The organism is Herbivorax alkaliphila (genome assembly GCF_030848475.1).
Classification (GTDB): Bacteria; Bacillota; Clostridia; order Acetivibrionales; family Acetivibrionaceae; genus Herbivorax.
In genome coordinates, this window is the sequence record NZ_JAVDDS010000130.1 from 1 (window position 1) to 1,445 (window position 1,445).

At 32.3% G+C, this 1,445-nt stretch carries 2 protein-coding genes; one reads left to right on the forward strand and one right to left on the reverse strand.

What is annotated here, in order from left to right; all coding sequences use genetic code 11:
• The coding region (locus RBH29_RS17635; RefSeq protein WP_306698323.1) for an IS256 family transposase at positions 1-886 on the forward strand (886 nt) is incomplete at its 5' end.
• 3 nt (positions 887-889) lie between these two features.
• Here RBH29_RS17635 and RBH29_RS17640 read toward each other — a convergent pair.
• Positions 890-1,159: a hypothetical protein gene (locus RBH29_RS17640; protein ID WP_306698324.1), complete on the reverse strand. Its 270-nt coding sequence runs from the start codon at positions 1,157-1,159 to the stop codon at positions 890-892.
• Positions 1,160-1,445 lie beyond the last annotated feature (286 nt).

The window sequence follows — 1,445 nt, forward strand, 5'->3', positions numbered from 1 at the left end:
AGCAATGTACGCCAAAGGACTTTCAGCTAGAGATATTAAAGATCATTTAGAAGAACTATATGGCATCAATGTATCACCTTCTATGATATCTGCTATTACAGATAAAGTTATGGGAGCTGCTGCTGACTGGCAAAACAGGCAATTAGATAAAGTATATCCTATAGTGCTATTTGATGCCATTCACTATAAGGTTCGATACGAAAGTACTATAGTTTCAAGAGCTGCATATATATGCCTTGGAATAACCAAATCAGGACATAAAGATATTTTAGGAATCTGGATAGGAGAAAGTGAAGGCGCAAAATTTTGGTTAAGTGTGTTTAATGAATTAAAAAATCGAGGTATCGAAGATATTCTTATAGCTTGTATGGATGGACTTAAAGGCCTTCCAGATGCAATAAAAACTGTTTTTCCTAAAGTAGAAGTACAAACATGTATCATACATCAAATTAGAAACTCATTGAAGTATATAGCTTCAAAAAATCAAAAAGAATTTATGGCCGATTTAAAGCTTGTGTATAAAGCATCTTCAGAAGAAGTCGCCATACAACAACTTGAGCTACTTGATAAAAAATGGGGTAACAAATATCGTATAGTAATAGATTCATGGTTTAATAACTGGGATAATCTTTCCACTTACTTTAAGTACCCACCAGACATAAGAAGAATTATATATACAACAAATACCTTAGAAGGTTTTAATAGGCAGTTAAGAAAAGTAACTAAAGTTAAAACTGTATTCCCTACAGATGATGCACTAAAGAAGTCATTATATCTTGCTACTGTAGATATAATGAAAAAATGGTCCCACCCCATACAAAATTGGGGAAGAACCATTTCACAGTTCGCCATCATGTTTGATGGGCGTTTAGACCTTGGACTATAAGGTCTAAACGCTTTGAACCTTGAAAAATTCATATTTTTTGTTATTAGCTTTACGATCTTCTTTGAAATTTTCAAGAATTAAGTAAAGCTTATCAGCAGAGTTGATTTTGCCTGAAACACAATATACTTTGCCAGTTACAATATTACAAGATTTAGAGTAATCATAAATCTTATAGCACCGATTTGTATCAATATCTTTCATAATCAGCAACTTGGCTCTATCATACTCTGTTAATGATACCAATGTTAAATGGTTTGCACTAAAGTTAAACACTTGACTATCTCCTAAATATAGATTCTAATGTAGAATTTATTACCGCTCCTGGATGCTTGTAAAAAAGCATCAGCCTAGTTGTGGGTTTCTTGTTGCATTCCTGCAGAGCAAGTCATCGGACAGAGCTAGGCCTCATAGTCAAGTATTAACGATATCATACTAAATTATACATTTATTTCCCAAATCAAGTGTATAATTTACCAATGATTTGGTTACACTTATAATATAAGCAAATCAAGATGTTTTATATAAAAAATTTAATTTACACACTAATACTTACATACCC